The following is a 14,864-nucleotide window of genomic DNA, read 5'->3' on the forward strand; positions in this document are numbered from 1 at the left end:
CTACCGGTTATTCAATTAACTTAAAACAAATAATAAAGGTGGATTTACTATGAGTTTATCAACATCCCCGACAGTGACTGAGATGCAGGTTATTCCGGTTGCCGGATATGACAGCATGCTGCTTAACCTGAGCGGCGCTCATTCTCCTTACTTCACCCGTAATATTGTGATTATGAAAGATAACGCCGGTAATACCGGCGTAGGCGAAGTTCCCGGCGGTGAGCGTATTCGTCAGACGCTGGAAGATGCCAAACCGTTAATCGTTGGTAAAACGCTGGGCGAATATAAAAATGTGATGCAGGCGGTACGTAATCAGTTCTCCGATCGTGATTCTGCCGGTCGTGGTAACCAAACGTTTGACCTGAGAACAACGATTCACGTTGTGACGGCCGTTGAAGCCGCCATGCTCGACTTATTAGGGCAGCATTTGAATGTCACCGTTGCGTCATTATTAGGTGATGGTCAACAGCGCGATGCCGTTGAAATGCTGGGCTACCTGTTCTATATCGGCGATCGAAATAAAACTGACCTGCCTTATCAGAACCAAAAAGACGATAAATGCGACTGGTATCGTCTGCGTCACGAAGAAGCGCTGTCACCTGAAACCGTGGTGCGTTTAGCTGAAGCAGCATATGAAAAATATGGCTTCAACGATTTTAAACTTAAAGGCGGCGTGCTGGCCGGTTGTGAAGAGGCTGAAGCCATTGTTGCACTGGCTAAGCGCTTCCCGGAAGCCCGAGTTACGCTGGATCCGAACGGTGCCTGGTCTTTAGACGAAGCCATTGAAATCGGTAAGGGATTGCGTGGCGTGCTGGCTTACGCTGAGGATCCTTGCGGTGCTGAGGCGGGTTATTCAGGCCGTGAAGTGATGGCTGAGTTCCGCCGAGCAACCGGGCTGCTAACGGCGACCAATATGGTGGCCACCGACTGGCGCCAGATGGGCCATACCATTCAGCTTCATTCCGTCGATATTCCGCTGGCAGACCCGCATTTCTGGACCATGCAAGGTTCTGTTCGCGTCGCTCAAATGTGCCATGAGTGGGGCCTGACGTGGGGTTCTCATTCCAATAACCACTTTGATATTTCTTTGGCGATGTTTACCCATGTTGCCGCGGCGGCTCCGGGTAAGATCACCGCCATTGATACTCACTGGATCTGGCAAGAAGGGAATCAACGCATCACCAAAGAGCCATTAAAAATTGAAGGCGGCATGGTTCAGGTTCCTAAGAAACCGGGGCTGGGAATTGAGATTGATATGGATCAGGTGCGTAAAGCTAATGAGCTCTATAACAGCATGGGACTGGGCGCGCGTAACGATGCGGTCGGCATGCAGTATCTGATTCCTAATTGGACTTTCGATAATAAGAAACCGTGTTTGGTTCGTTAATTTTGTCGGGCGAAACAGGCCAGGTTTTATGCCTGTTTCGCCACTAAAAATTATTCGCCGGTTGCAATAAGAACAGAGGATTCACCATGCTTAAATGTAATATTCCTAATCAGTTTCGTCAGGATTTACGTGAGGGAAAAACCTTAATTGGCTGTTGGGCAGCCTTAGCTAACCCGATTACCACCGAAGTTTTAGGCTATGCCGGTTTTGACTGGCTACTGCTTGACGGAGAGCATGCGCCGAATGATATCGGTACCTTTATTCCCCAGCTAATGGCGCTGAAAGATAGCGTTAGTGCGCCTATTGTGCGCCCGCAGTCAAACGACCCGGTCACCATTAAACGCCTGCTGGATATTGGTTTCTATAACCTATTAATTCCGTTTGTTGAAACGGAAGAAGAGGCGCTTAGGGCGGTCTCATCTACCCGCTATCCGCCGCAGGGCATACGCGGTGTTTCTGTCTCTCACCGCAGTAACCGCTACGGGTTAGAACAGGACTATTTTACAAAAATTAACCACAATATTTGCGTCATGGCTCAGATAGAGAGCCAACAGGGCGTTGATAATCTGGATGCTATTGCCGCCGTTGATGGCATTGACGGAATTTTTGTCGGGCCGAGTGACCTGTCAGCAGCATTAGGCTACCTCGGACAGGCGGGGCATCCGGAAGTACAGAAAGTCATTCGTCATATTTTTGAACGCGCTAAAGCCCACGGAAAAGCGTGCGGAATTCTGGCGCCGGTAGAGGCAGATGCCCGCCGTTATCAGGAATGGGGAGCGACCTTTGTTGCCGTTGGCAGCGATTTGGGGGTTTTCCGTGCGGCAACTCAGGCCTTGAGTGACAAATTTAAGAAATAGTTTTAACTGAAATTTAGGCCGCGGCCTCTGGCGGCGGTGCTTGTTAACCAATTGAAGGAAACAGACATGAAAATTGGATTTATCGGCTTAGGTATTATGGGTAAGCCTATGAGCAAAAACCTGCTTAAAGCAGGCTACGCATTGGTGGTAATGGATCGTAATACCGATGCTGTTGCTGAAGTGGTTGCTGCCGGTGCGGTATCCGCTAACTCACCGAAATCCGTTGCTGAACAGGTTGATGTGATTATTACTATGCTGCCAAATTCACCACAGGTGAAAGAGGTGGTTCTGGGTGAAAACGGCGTAATCGAAGGCGCTAAAAAGGGTTCAGTGGTTATCGATATGAGCTCAATTGCTCCGCTGGCCAGCCGTGAAATCAGTGAAGCTCTGGCGGCTAACGGGATTGAAATGCTTGATGCGCCGGTTAGCGGCGGGGAACCTAAAGCGATTGATGCCACTTTATCGGTGATGGTTGGCGGTAAAAAGCCGGTATTCGACCGTTGCTTTGACATTATGAAAACCATGGCAGGCTCAGTCGTCCATACCGGTGATATCGGCGCAGGGAACGTGACTAAGCTGGCTAACCAGGTCATTGTAGCGCTGAATATTGCCGCCATGTCTGAAGCCTTAGTACTGGCAACCAAAGCCGGAGTAAACCCGGATTTAGTCTTCCAGGCTATTCGCGGCGGTCTGGCGGGTAGTACCGTTCTGGATGCGAAAGCACCCATGGTCATGGATCGCAATTTTAAACCGGGTTTTCGCATTGACTTACATATTAAAGATTTAGCCAACGCACTGGATACCTCCCACAGCGTAGGCGCCCAACTGCCATTAACTGCGGCAGTGATGGAGATGATGCAGGCATTAAAAGCTGATGATATGGGCACTTCTGATCACTGTGCGCTGGCTCGTTATTACGAAAAGTTAGCTAAAGTTGAAGTAACACGATAATTCTCGTTGATTCCGCCGCCTTGGTGCGGCGGAAGAGTGGTCGATGTTTATCGGGTCATTAAGTCATCTTTTATATGGATAAGTTATGAAAATAGTCATAGCTCCGGACTCCTACAAAGAAAGTCTCAGCGCGTTGGATGTTGCTATTCAAATTGAGGCCGGGTTCCGCGAAATTTTCCCCGATGCTGAATATATTAAATTACCGGTCGCCGACGGGGGAGAAGGCACCGTCGAAGCGATGGTGGCTGCAACCTCAGGAAGAATCATAGCGGTAGATGTCACCGATCCGCTGGGCGAAAGAGGTTCTGCTTTTTTAGGACTATCCGGTGACGATCGCTACGCCATCATTGAAATGGCCGCGGCAAGCGGGCTGGAGCGCGTACCGGTTAATAAACGCAATCCGATGATCACCACTTCATTTGGCACCGGTGAACTGATTTCAGCGGCGCTAAATCAGGGGGTAACCCACTGTATTATTGGTATCGGTGGCAGCGCAACTAACGATGGCGGAGCCGGAATGGCACAGGCGTTGGGGGTTCAACTGCTGGATATTGATGGTAAACAGCTGGGTTTTGGTGGCGGTGAATTGGAAAAGCTGGACCGCATTGATATTAGTGCAATGGACCCGCGCATTAAAAACTGTCGCTTTGAAGTGGCTTGTGATGTCACTAATCCGCTAACCGGTGCTCAGGGGGCTTCGGCTATTTTTGGCCCGCAAAAAGGCGCTTCAGCTACAATGATTGAGCAGTTAGATGCAAATTTATTGCACTATGCAAAAATTATTAAACGGGACTTGGGGCTGGAGGTTAATGACGTTCCCGGTGCCGGAGCGGCCGGTGGCATGGGGGCTGCGTTACTGGCTTTTTTAGGCGCGGAGCTGCGCCCCGGTATCGATATCGTTACCGAAGCCGTCGGGTTAGATGCGGTAGTAAAGGACGCCGATTTAGTGATTACCGGGGAAGGGCGCATCGATAGCCAAACCGTTAACGGTAAGGTACCTATTGGCGTCGCCAGGGTGGCTAAGCGTTACAACAAGCCAGTTATCGCCATTGCCGGCAGCCTGAGCAGTGATGTTGATATTGTCTATCAGCACGGGCTGGATGCGACATTTAGCGTGTTATATAAAATTTGTTCTTTAGATGACGCTCTAAAGCAGGCTGCTGAAAACGTAAAAATGACCGCGCGTAATATTGCGATGGTGTTTAAATTAGGCTTGAGCCTCAGATAGTGGTTCAGGCTGGTGGCTAGGTTTTTAAACTCAAAGGACTTTGGCTTGGGGTTTCGAGCAACCCTCGTGTTAGCCATCATCAAGCTATCTTCCCCGTCATCCCCGCGTTCGCGGGGATGAGGATATCGCAGGCTTATATGGTGCAGAGATATGCTTAACTAACCGGCATTACCGCTTATGCGGTAGTTTCTCTCTGTTTCACTCAAGCTATTCGCTGATTTATTACCCTAATGTGCACCATCGCCATGCCTTCCGCCGCCAATGACAAACGGTGGTTTAGCAAACCAGATAAATATCAGCAAGAATAAGAAGATACCGCCAAAGATCCAGAAGATTTCATTAGCTGAAATAATCAATCCCTGATTAGTAATCTGCTGGCTGAGATAGGCAGAAACCTGTTCCGGCGACATCCCCATTTTTTCCATAGAATCATAAGTTTGTTGCGATAGCGGATTATAGGAATTAACGGCTTCGGTTAAATGGGTATGGTGTAACGCTTCCCGACTTGACCACATGGTGGTGGTAATTGACGTTCCTACCGATCCCGCCAGCGTCCTTAAGAAGTTAGACAAGCTGGATGCCGCCGCAAGCTTGGATGGCTCTACGTCAGACAGGGTAATGGTTGTCAGTGGCATAAAGAAGCAGGCAATAGCAAAGCCCTGTATAAACTGCGGCCAGGCTACGGCAGCGAAGCCCATTGACGGCTCAAAGGTATAGGCACGCCAGTAGAAACAGCCAGCAAAGACGATAAAGCTAAAGGTCACCAGACGGCGCAGGTCAATTTTAGGACCATACTTGCCGATAACCGGAGCGAGCAATAATGGAATTAACCCTATTGGCGCAGCGGCTAAACCTGCCCAGGTGGCGGTATATCCGTATACCACCTGCAGTAGCTGAGGTTGCAATACGATCGAGCCGATATACAGCATAAAGGCCAGGCTGATACACAGGCAGCCAATGGTGAAGTTTCTTGATTTAAACAGCGACAGATCCACTATCGGGTTGTCGTCCGTCAGTTCCCAGATAATCAGGAAGGTAATTGCAACCACCGCAATAATGGCCAGCACGATGATCTCTGTCGAACTAAACCAGTCCAGCTCTTTGCCCCGATCGAGTAGCATTTGGAAGCAGCCAATTCCGACAACTAACAGCGCCAGACCGACCGTATCGATAGGTTTAATTTCTGTTGGCGTTTCGCGGTCTTTTAGCGTTGCCCACGTAATCATCACAACGGCAATACCAACCGGAACGTTAATATAGAAGATCCAGCCCCAGTGATAATTATCACTGATCCAGCCCCCGAGTATCGGACCAAAAATCGGCGCAACTGTAACCGTCATTGACCACAATGCCAGTGCCATACTGCGCTTGAGGGGAGGGTAGTTATTAAGCAGCAAGCTTTGGGATAATGGCATGATTGGGCCGGCCACCAGCCCTTGTATCACGCGGGAAAAGATCAGCATTTCTAAGCTGTGAGACATACCACACAGCCACGATGCAACCACAAACAGGGTTGTTGCACCCATAAACAGGCGCACTTCTCCAACGCGTTTCGCCAGCCATCCGGTTAACGGAATTGAAATCGCATTTGCCACGCCGAATGAAGTGATAACCCATGTTCCTTGGGATATCGATGAGCCAAGATCGCCGGAAATGGTCGGTATAGCCACGTTTGCAATGGTTGAGTCCAACACTTGCATAAACGTCGCTAACGCCAGAGCCAGCGTCATCCAGCCTAGTTTGGCACCTTCAAGAGGTTTCATTTATACATAAACCTCGGTTTCATGAACCGGTATTAGCCCGAATGATATCGGCAATAAGGGTATTTATCGGTGTCAGATCGTAGGTCAACGCATCGGTTTGATAAGCAATGCCCTGACGGGGTTTATCAGCCAGAACCAGGCCTTGTCGATCGGCGGTATCAACCGTGACATCCATTGACAGCCCGATACGCAGCGGATACTTATCTACCTGCTGTTTATCGAGCTCTATGCGTACCGGTAAGCGCTGAACCACTTTGATCCAGTTGCCGGTCGCATTTTGTGCAGGAAGCAGTGAGAAGGCGCTACCGGTCCCCATATCAAGGCCGACAACGGTGCCCCGATAAACTACGTCATCACCGTAAAAGTCGCTGACGATGGTCGCCGGCTGACCAATACGCATATTGGCTAACTGAGTTTCTTTGAAGTTTGCGTCGACCCACAGTTGGTCGGCAGGAACAATCACCATCAGCTTTGAGCCTATCTCTAGCTGAGAGCCGACTTGCACACTGCGGCGTGAAATATAACCGGTAACCGGGGCAACAACCTTGGTCCGCTGTAGCGTTAACCATGCGTCACGGAGCTGGGAAGAGGCATGAAGCACCGAAGGGTGCTGTTCCAACGGGGTACTGAGTACCAGAGCATTATTGGCATTATACTGTTGGATTGCTACATCAAGCTCTGCTTTTGCACTGTCTGCGGCATCTCTGGCGTGCTGAAGCTCTTCTTTACCGATGGCGCCGGCTTTACCCAATGTCTCTCGGCGAACTAAGTCGTGCTGGGCCTGATTTAACGCGGTCTTTTTCAGCTCAATATTGGCAGACAGTTGGCGATTATTAATAATCAATTGATGTGTTTGGCGAACGCTGTTCGCTAAGGCGGTTTTTGCGCGTTCATAACTTTGTTCCGCATCTGTGGCATCCAGCGTTAACAGGATATCGCCCTGTTGAACAAAGTCAGTATTATCAACATAAATGGCGGTGACGTTACCCGGTATCTGAGCCATGATTTGAACCTGATTTCCGGCTACGTAGGCGTCATCGGTGGTTTGGTGATGACGCAGCGCGACAAACCAATAAACCGCATAAGCAATACCAATCACAATAAATAGCGTGGCAGCAAAAGTCATCGCCAGCTTACGGTTTTTCTTTTTATTGCTTTGGGGTTGCGGGGAAGCGTTTTCCGCGGACATGTCATTTCACCTTCAAATAGACGGAACCCAAGCGGGGAAACATCACCGTTCAGGAAGTAGTATGTAGTTGGATTCTACGGGCTGTGTCTATTGTACGAGAAATTTGCGGATTCAGGCAGGCATAAGCCGCTATAATTTATCTATAACTAGTCAAATCGCATAGATAGCTAAAATATAGCGGCAGAATCTTACGCTTGCTCAATGGCTTCAAGGCGTGTGAGCAGCTTGCGGTTCAAGTGTTCAAGCTGTTGGCGTTCTTCATCGGTAAATACTGACCAGACTTTTAGTAAGTTTGCATTTTGCTGAGGGAACAGATTGTCTAAAAATGCTTGTCCGGCATCGGTCAGGAAAAGATGCAGACAACGACGATCGCTGCCGCTTTCTTTGCGCACAATCCAGCCTTTTTTCTCAAGGTCGTCAGCGATACGCGTTGCATTTGTTCTGGAAGATCCCAGCGCCAGGCTCAGTTCTGATGGTTGAATCGATTTGTTTTCCTGAACGTTTAAAATAACCAAAGCCATAAATAACGTCTCGTTAATATCTTTGGCCTTGAAGTTTTTATTACGATATTCAAGAAGTTTTGTGTAGGTATGCATGCTCAGGCGGGTAAGCTTAACTTCCTCGTGTGGGAAATCACTTTGCATTGAATTATAGGTATCTAAGATGTTTTCGGTCGGCGAAAATGAACTTTCCATGTGCTATATTCTCCTTATTAGCGTTGCATTATAGTATCTTTGATAATAAAGAGAGTAAATATTAATAATCAGAAATTATTAAAAAGATGCCTTATATTTGAATAAGTACCTATAAAATAAGGCGATTGCTGCGCTTTATTAATGCGTTGTTTTAATTTGGTGCGTCATGCATATGCGTCAAGAATATAAGCTATTTCCCAACAGTTTAGCCGTTATCTAGATCATTAATAACAGTATGTCTGATGGTTAAATCTCAGACATACTGCCGATAGTCAATGGCTTACCAAAGGGTTGAAGACCAAAACACTCGCCCGATAATATGGATTCTTTGTTCAAACTCATCTTTGCTGAGCTGCTCATCAGGGTAATCGGTATTATTGAAACTTTTAATAATCATTCCGCCGTCAGGGCGCGGGATCAGCTGTTTGACCCGAATCAGATTACCGTCACGGATGGCATACAGGTCACCGTCAATAATGGTTGAATTGTTGGCGGTATCGATGCCGACAACGTCTCCGCTGCGTAACATCGGTGCCATGCTATTGCCGATAACCCGGACTACCCTGGCATTGCGGGCATTAACCCCCATACGGCGTAAGGTATAGCGACGAAAAGGCAGCGCATAGATCTCATGCTCATTATCGGGCATTGCCCCGTCGCCGCAGGCAGCTTCAACATTCAGAACCGAGACTTCGATAAATTCATCTTTATCGTGATTCATTGATTCCCATTCTTCAACCCGCAGGCTACTGGCTTTGATCTCACCGTCGTACTCTTCGACCGGTTTGGTCTTAGCAATAACCACATCTTCGCCAAACAATAACCACTGAGGGCTAACGTTGAGCGCTTCTGCCAGCTTGTCTAAATTTCGTGGTGAGCGGGTTTGGCCGGATTCAATTTTATTAATTGATTGTTGGCTGACTTTGATCTTCTCTGCCAGCGTTTTTTGGCTTAATCCCAACTGCTCGCGCCGCTTAGCAACGCGTTCTGCTAACGTTTGCATAGTGATTCTCGTGATGTATAGAGGTATAAGATTAACAACTAAATATAGTTCTACTATAACAACTAATATGTGTTGATCAACCTTTAATTTTCCACTACTATACTACCACAACCAATTGTTGTTGATGTCCGGGGGATAAATGAACAGTATCAAGACAACTTTAGAGATGTGGGGCAACTGGGCTCGCTGTAATGTGGGCACCGAATATTCGAAGGTCAATGTGACTTTTCAGGCGGCTTTACCTGAGAGCGGGCCCTTACTTTTCCGGACTGATGATGAGCAAGGAATGGTGGTTGACTCAGCCGTTGCCGGGCTGCGCCATTACGACCAGTTAGCCTATAAGTTAGTGATTGCACACTATGTTTATCGAATTAGCCAGTCTAAACTCGCTAAGCAAATAGGCAAGGCTCAAAGCTATATTGCCGGGTTGTTAAGAATCGCAGAAGCGTTTATCGCCGGGCAAATTTTTGTTCAAACCGGTGAAGCCATTTCAGTTTAAAAGTCAACTAACGATGTGCCGAATTATCCTAACATGCTGCCTTATGGCAGCATTATTCATTTTAGGGGTCGACACCAATAAAGTTGTAATAACAAATAAAAGGTGTTGACTTCATCCGATTATCAGCTATACTAAGCGGTATAAAGTCACAAAGTTGTATCCAAAAAGAACCTGTAGAGAAACAAAAGCCCGCATATCAATGCGGGCTTTTTTGTTATCTAAATTTGCAATGGATACTGTGGCTTTATTGGATACGTACGCTCTGAGATTTGAGCGTTGATGTACTAAAGGGAGAATGGTGTCGTCAGCGGCGGCTTATTGCTGCCGGGTACTCATAAGAAGTTGTTAAATCACCTGACACTATTATTTAGTTACGGTTTACGTATTCATCGTTCGACTTTGGCCCCGCACCCGCGGGGCTTTTTTATTTCTGCCAATTAAGGATTGGAATACATCGATGCCAATGAAAGAACCACAAACATACAGCATATTCAGCCACGTTCTGGTGTTGCTAATGACATTACTCGGTGCCGTTGCAAGCTACGCCTATCGGATTCTCAACGGCGAGGAGTTTCGCTGGTCGATCCTTTGCCTGCAGGCCATCGTGGCTATTTTCGCCGGCGCTCTGGTGCTGTTGACCGCCAATTACTACCACTGGGCAGCTGAATTTGCCGGCGGGATTGCCGGGCTGGCCGGTTGGTCAGGGGCTGAGTTTATTAAAACATTAGAAAAACGTTTCTTGAGGCGAATAAATGGAGATCAAGATGATAACTAGCCAGAGCGGCATTGACTTAATTAAGTCTTTTGAGTCATGCCAGCTTAAGGCCTACCTCTGTCCGGCTAAGGTTTGGACTATTGGCTATGGCCACACGTCCGGCGTCAGGCCGGATGACAAAATCAGCGTGATGCAGGCCGAACGTTTTCTTAAGGGGGATTTGGTTCGCGTTGAGCAGGACATTCAAAAAATCGTTCGGGTTCCTCTGACTCAAGGACAGTTTGATGCGCTGGTTTCCTTTGCCTTTAACTGCGGAACTCGGGCGCTGAGCACTTCAACTCTGCTGCGTAAGCTCAATCAAAAAGAGTATTCCGGTGCGGCTCAGGAATTTTCCCGCTGGATATATGCAGGAGGCAAAGTCCTGGCCGGGCTTGAACGCCGGCGTCGGTTGGAAAAGCGGATGTTTGAGTCATGACTTTTTCGTTGAAGAATCTTATCGCCGTACCCGCGGGGATATGCATTGTTCTGTTGCTGCTTTACACACGCTGGCTGAGCAATGAGCTCGGTGAGCTAAAAAATATTAAGCAACAGGCAGTGGTGGCGTTAGCAGAAGAGCGGGCTAACTCAGCCAAGATCAGGACCCAGTACTTGCAAATCCAGGAGGTAATGGATGGTGTTGCAGAACAAAAAAGAGCGTCAGAAAAACGTACTGCAGCGTTGCAACGCGCATTGGCGCAAAGCCAACTGGCGAGTCCCTGCGTTGCTGAGCCCGTTCCTGATGCTGTTACTCAGCGGCTGCGTGAACGAGTCGCTGAAGTTAACGCCACCGCTGCCGGTGCCACAGGCCCTGTTTCAACCCTGTCTGGCCCCTGATTATCAGGTCAGACACTATGGGGACTATCCCGGCTATGTGGCTGAATTATTGTTGGTTATTCAACAATGTAACCAGCAGTTGGCCGGCGTTAAGCAGATTGTTGTCAACGATTAATTCTGTTTTTAACGGAAATGTTCCAAGGCATAAAAGAGCGATCTTTTAGAACTAAAACGCCTTCAAAAAATTAGTCGGCTCCCTCGGGCCGGCTATTTCATCAGGCGATTCTGCCACTATAAATCTGGAGATGTAAATATGTCACAAGGTGCTCGTCACTCTGTTTATTTTGTTAAAGAAGCCGTAAACGGTGAAACTCCTGCCGCTCCGGCACTGACCGTTTTCCGTGCGACTAAAAATACCTTAGATATTAAAATTAATACGCTGGAATCGGCTGAATTACGTAATGATGCTGAAACCTCAGATTTCCGTCTGGGCACGCGCAGTATCGAAGGTTCTTTATCGGCCGAACTTTCTTTTGGTACTTTTGACGATCTGATGGCTGCTGCACTGCGCAGTGACTGGAAAAACAACGTATTAACCGCCAATATCGAACGACACTCTTTTACCTTTGTTGATTATCAGGCCGACCTGCCGGATGGCCAGTACACCATTTATCGCGGTTGTGAAATTAATACCATGGCGCTCAACGTCAGTGCTGAAGGTATTACTACCGTGGAATTTGGCATTATTGGTCGTTCTATGGAGATCTCCGATACGCTGCCAACCGGCGCAACCATCAAAGATCGCACCACTTCAGCGCCAATGGATGGTTTCTCCGGTTCATTACTGGAAGACGGCAACCCGGTTTCAGTGATTACTGAAGTTAGCCTGAGCGTTGAGAATGGTATTGAAGCCCGCTATGCGGTGGGTTCTAAATATTCAATCACGCCAAGCGCTAAAAAACGTAACGTAACCGGTTCGGTAAATACCTATTTTGAAGATAACAGCTATCGTAAAAAATTCTTAAATGAAACCGAATCGAATATTAGTTTCGATCTGATTGACCCGGCCAATGCGGCGAAGAAATATATCGTTAAAATTCCACGCCTGAAATTTACCGAAGCTCCACGCTCTGTAGACGGTGAGGGCGATATCATGCTGAACCTGAACTATAAAGGCCTGCTGGATACTACTGTGGGCGCCAGTATCCAAATTACCCGCGCCACCGCGTAATTAACCACTCCGGCATACATTAATACATTGCCCGTGATTTCACGGGCTTTTTCTATTTTAAAAAGGATAAAAAGATGGCCAGTTTTCATGATTTAAATATTGCGTCAAAGGCGAATGCAGGGATTGAGGTGGCGGTGGTGATTCCGTCCGCAGATACAAATGAAGGTATTCCAACGGGCGATGTATTAACGGTATTAAGCATTTTTAGCGAACGTTTTCGTAAAGCTGAGTCTGAAGGGTATCGTCGAATTCGTGAAAGTCTCAAAGCTACTGAGGATAAAGATCAAAAGATTAGCCAATCGGTTTATGAGGAAGTTGCTTTAGATTCTATTGCTCAATTAGTCAGCGATTGGAGTTATGACGAGCCTTGCACCATTGAAAACGTGAAAGAATTTCTTTCTGCAAACCCGCATATGTACGATCTCATTAACCGTCTTGCTGCGGACCACGCAGTTTTTTTCGGCAACGCCGCGACCAGTTAATTACGCGTTTGGCGGCGGAATGGGAACTTGATACACCTCCTAAAGGTAGTAAAACTCCTTTACGTAAGCACCTTGAGAGGGTGTGGAAAACAACGGGCAAAAAACCAGCTAAATTATTGGCTTTGGATAGAACAATACTTCCAGAAGAGCTGAGTTATATCTATCAGTGGTTTAGTGAGTTTTATTCAGGCCAGCCTTTTAGCTATAGCGAATTAGAATCATGGTGCCGATTAACCGGTCGTCATCTTGATATAGTTGAAATAGATCTTATTAAGCGATTGGTTTTTTCTCGGAATGGTATATCTCCGTAATAAGATAATTTAGGCGGTATGAAATGGCTAATAAAGATATTGTTGATAGTAATGGAATAAATAAATCTACAGCGGCAATGAAAAATTATACTAAGAGTATAAAGGATGCATCTGAGGCGTTCGGTAAATTGTCGGAAGTATCAGGAACATATAATAAGAATGTTAATAGGTATAAAACTCTAAGGGTAAAAATTGATAAAGATGTAATTTCTAGATACTCATCACCTTATGTTGAATCTGATAGTGATAGACGTACAAGAACTGTTTTTAATGGTATAGGTTTGATTGGTGGTAAGTATGGCAAGTATGCCGATGTAACTAAGCTTTATGTCAATGCGGCAATTGATGAGAAACAGGCAGACCAGAAGAAAGAAAATAAAACGGTAGCTACATCATTTAAGAATTATGAAACGCTTAATCTTAAGGATAATAAAACAAAGGATGAATTTGAATTTGAAGCGGATTATAAATATTATCTAGAAGGTAAATTGAAGTTATTAAATGATGAGAAAAATAGGGAACGTATTTCTGCATTGAATGCTTATACTGAATCTAAAAATAGGAAGGTATTTAAGGGCGAAGGAGAGAATGGTCGAGATTTCATTATTGAACCTGACGCTAAAAATATAAATCGTAAGAAAGTTGATTTAAATAATGCTGAGATTGAATATGAAAAATCTAACAGAATGCTTAAGGACTTTAATGGAGGGTTATCATCAAGTTCTTTTAATGATTCAATTAAAGATGTAGCTAATATTGGCAGAGGCGATAATTCAGCAGACGACTTATCTAAGATTAATATGCTATATATTCAGCAGCATGGCTGTGTTTCTGAATTAATAAGAATGAAGCGTGAAGAACGTGAAGAAGAGAGATTAGCTAGAGAAGCGGCGCAAGAAGAAGAAAAACGACAGGCAGTTAATGCTGGAAGAAAGAGTGCTCAGAATATTCTGGACGACCGTGTATCCCCTATTGATAAAGTTGCTATTGATGAAAGAAATCAATTAGAGGCTATTAATCAATTACAGCAGAACGATCCATTAGGCGCTGAAGGATTGCTTTTCCATCGAACATATGAAGATGCTAAAACTGCAATAACAGAAAAGGCCTCGGAAACTCGTAAAGCGATGATGGATCAGGAGCGCCAGCAAGATATGGCTCTGATTAATACTGGTTTGGGGAGTATGAGTACTGCAGCCAATGGCATGATGGATATTTTGGAAAAATCCGGCAAAAAACAATCCAATAGTTATAAAGTCATGTTTGCTTTGTCTAAATCCTTTGCCGTTGCCCAAGCTTCTCTAAGTTTATATACAGCAGTTATGAAGGCTATGGGGGAAGCCAATAGTATGCCTGAACGTTTCGCTAATATTGCGGCAGCTATGGCCTCAGGCGTTCAATTCATGTCTGTAATTCAAGGTATATCCATGTCCGGTCAGGCCCACGCCGGTATTGACTATATTCCTCGTGAAGGTACATGGCTGCTGGATCGCGGTGAACGGGTAGTGGATAGCCGGACCAACGCCGACTTAAAACAATATCTGAATAACAGCAACCGAAGTTCTGGCGGTAGTTCTATTTCCGTCAATGTTCCCCTTTCTGTTCAAAGTCAAGATTCTGGCAATCGTAGCGCTTCAGTGGAAGATGCCAATCTGCTCGCAGGCCTTATTAAAAGTAAAGTTTATGAAATTGTTACTAACGAACAGCGCCCTGGTGGGCTATTAAGCAGGGGATAACTGA

17 protein-coding genes are annotated in these 14,864 nt (G+C 46.4%); 13 read left to right on the forward strand and 4 right to left on the reverse strand.

What is annotated here, in order from left to right:
* The first annotated feature begins 49 nt into the window (after positions 1 to 49).
* The 4 genes from gudD (at position 50) to YWE_RS0102950 (ending at position 4,423) form a co-directional block, all read left to right on the forward strand.
* Entirely contained in the window at positions 50 to 1,387 is a 1,338-nt protein-coding gene (gene gudD, locus YWE_RS0102935; RefSeq protein WP_029093175.1) for a glucarate dehydratase, read from the forward strand.
* 86 nt (positions 1,388 to 1,473) lie between these two features.
* Entirely contained in the window at positions 1,474 to 2,244 is a 771-nt protein-coding gene (gene garL, locus YWE_RS0102940; RefSeq protein ID WP_029093176.1) for a 2-dehydro-3-deoxyglucarate aldolase, read from the forward strand.
* A gap of 66 nt (positions 2,245 to 2,310) precedes the next feature.
* Positions 2,311 to 3,195, forward strand: coding sequence for a 2-hydroxy-3-oxopropionate reductase (garR, locus tag YWE_RS0102945; protein WP_036014829.1), 885 nt, complete (start codon positions 2,311 to 2,313; stop codon positions 3,193 to 3,195).
* Positions 3,196 to 3,280: 85 nt separating this feature from the next.
* Positions 3,281 to 4,423, forward strand: coding sequence for a glycerate kinase (locus tag YWE_RS0102950; protein ID WP_029093178.1), 1,143 nt, complete (start codon positions 3,281 to 3,283; stop codon positions 4,421 to 4,423).
* Positions 4,424 to 4,650: 227 nt separating this feature from the next.
* Here YWE_RS0102950 and emrB read toward each other — a convergent pair whose 3' ends face one another.
* The 4 genes from emrB to YWE_RS0102970 form a co-directional block, all read right to left on the reverse strand.
* Entirely contained in the window at positions 4,651 to 6,186 is a 1,536-nt protein-coding gene (emrB, locus tag YWE_RS0102955) for a multidrug efflux MFS transporter permease subunit EmrB (RefSeq protein WP_029093179.1), read from the reverse strand.
* Between the two features lie 19 nt (positions 6,187 to 6,205).
* Positions 6,206 to 7,375 (reverse strand): multidrug efflux MFS transporter periplasmic adaptor subunit EmrA, encoded by a 1,170-nt coding sequence (emrA, locus tag YWE_RS0102960; RefSeq protein ID WP_029093180.1) that lies wholly within the window; start codon positions 7,373 to 7,375, stop codon positions 6,206 to 6,208.
* A 188-nt stretch (positions 7,376 to 7,563) separates the two neighbouring features.
* The gene (gene mprA / locus YWE_RS0102965) at positions 7,564 to 8,070 is read right to left on the reverse strand and encodes a transcriptional repressor MprA (protein WP_029093181.1); all 507 of its coding nucleotides are present in this window, start codon (positions 8,068 to 8,070) and stop codon (positions 7,564 to 7,566) included.
* A 280-nt stretch (positions 8,071 to 8,350) separates the two neighbouring features.
* Entirely contained in the window at positions 8,351 to 9,073 is a 723-nt protein-coding gene (locus YWE_RS0102970; RefSeq protein ID WP_029093182.1) for an XRE family transcriptional regulator, read from the reverse strand.
* Between the two features lie 139 nt (positions 9,074 to 9,212).
* Between YWE_RS0102970 and YWE_RS0102975 the strand changes: the two genes are divergently transcribed.
* The 9 genes from YWE_RS0102975 to YWE_RS0103005 all read left to right on the forward strand — a co-directional run bounded on the left by YWE_RS0102975 (position 9,213) and on the right by YWE_RS0103005 (position 14,860).
* Positions 9,213 to 9,572: an antiterminator Q family protein gene (locus tag YWE_RS0102975; protein ID WP_029093183.1), complete on the forward strand. Its 360-nt coding sequence runs from the start codon at positions 9,213 to 9,215 to the stop codon at positions 9,570 to 9,572.
* Between the two features lie 457 nt (positions 9,573 to 10,029).
* Entirely contained in the window at positions 10,030 to 10,347 is a 318-nt protein-coding gene (locus YWE_RS0102980; protein ID WP_029093184.1) for a phage holin family protein, read from the forward strand.
* Positions 10,337 to 10,762: a lysozyme gene (locus YWE_RS0102985; protein WP_029093185.1), complete on the forward strand. Its 426-nt coding sequence runs from the start codon at positions 10,337 to 10,339 to the stop codon at positions 10,760 to 10,762. Before YWE_RS0102980 ends, YWE_RS0102985 begins: the two co-directional genes overlap by 11 nt.
* Positions 10,759 to 11,160 (forward strand): hypothetical protein, encoded by a 402-nt coding sequence (locus YWE_RS30295; protein WP_127526442.1) that lies wholly within the window; start codon positions 10,759 to 10,761, stop codon positions 11,158 to 11,160. Before YWE_RS0102985 ends, YWE_RS30295 begins: the two co-directional genes overlap by 4 nt.
* Entirely contained in the window at positions 11,066 to 11,275 is a 210-nt protein-coding gene (gene lysC, locus YWE_RS31815; protein ID WP_428829256.1) for an Rz1-like lysis system protein LysC, read from the forward strand. Before YWE_RS30295 ends, lysC begins: the two co-directional genes overlap by 95 nt.
* Positions 11,276 to 11,413: 138 nt before the next feature.
* Positions 11,414 to 12,331: a phage tail tube protein gene (locus YWE_RS0102995; protein WP_029093186.1), complete on the forward strand. Its 918-nt coding sequence runs from the start codon at positions 11,414 to 11,416 to the stop codon at positions 12,329 to 12,331.
* Between the two features lie 74 nt (positions 12,332 to 12,405).
* Positions 12,406 to 12,813 carry a hypothetical protein gene (locus tag YWE_RS0103000; RefSeq protein WP_029093187.1) on the forward strand — a complete coding sequence of 136 codons (408 nt, stop codon included), beginning with the start codon at positions 12,406 to 12,408 and terminating at the stop codon, positions 12,811 to 12,813.
* An 80-nt stretch (positions 12,814 to 12,893) separates the two neighbouring features.
* Positions 12,894 to 13,124: a phage tail assembly chaperone gene (locus YWE_RS31820; protein WP_428829257.1), complete on the forward strand. Its 231-nt coding sequence runs from the start codon at positions 12,894 to 12,896 to the stop codon at positions 13,122 to 13,124.
* Positions 13,125 to 13,147: 23 nt separating this feature from the next.
* On the forward strand, positions 13,148 to 14,860 hold the full coding sequence (locus tag YWE_RS0103005) for a hypothetical protein (protein ID WP_029093188.1): 1,713 nt from the start codon (positions 13,148 to 13,150) through the stop codon (positions 14,858 to 14,860).
* Positions 14,861 to 14,864 lie beyond the last annotated feature (4 nt).

Origin of the sequence: Budvicia aquatica DSM 5075 = ATCC 35567 (genome assembly GCF_000427805.1) — a bacterium.
Lineage (GTDB): Bacteria > Pseudomonadota > Gammaproteobacteria > Enterobacterales > Enterobacteriaceae > Budvicia > Budvicia aquatica.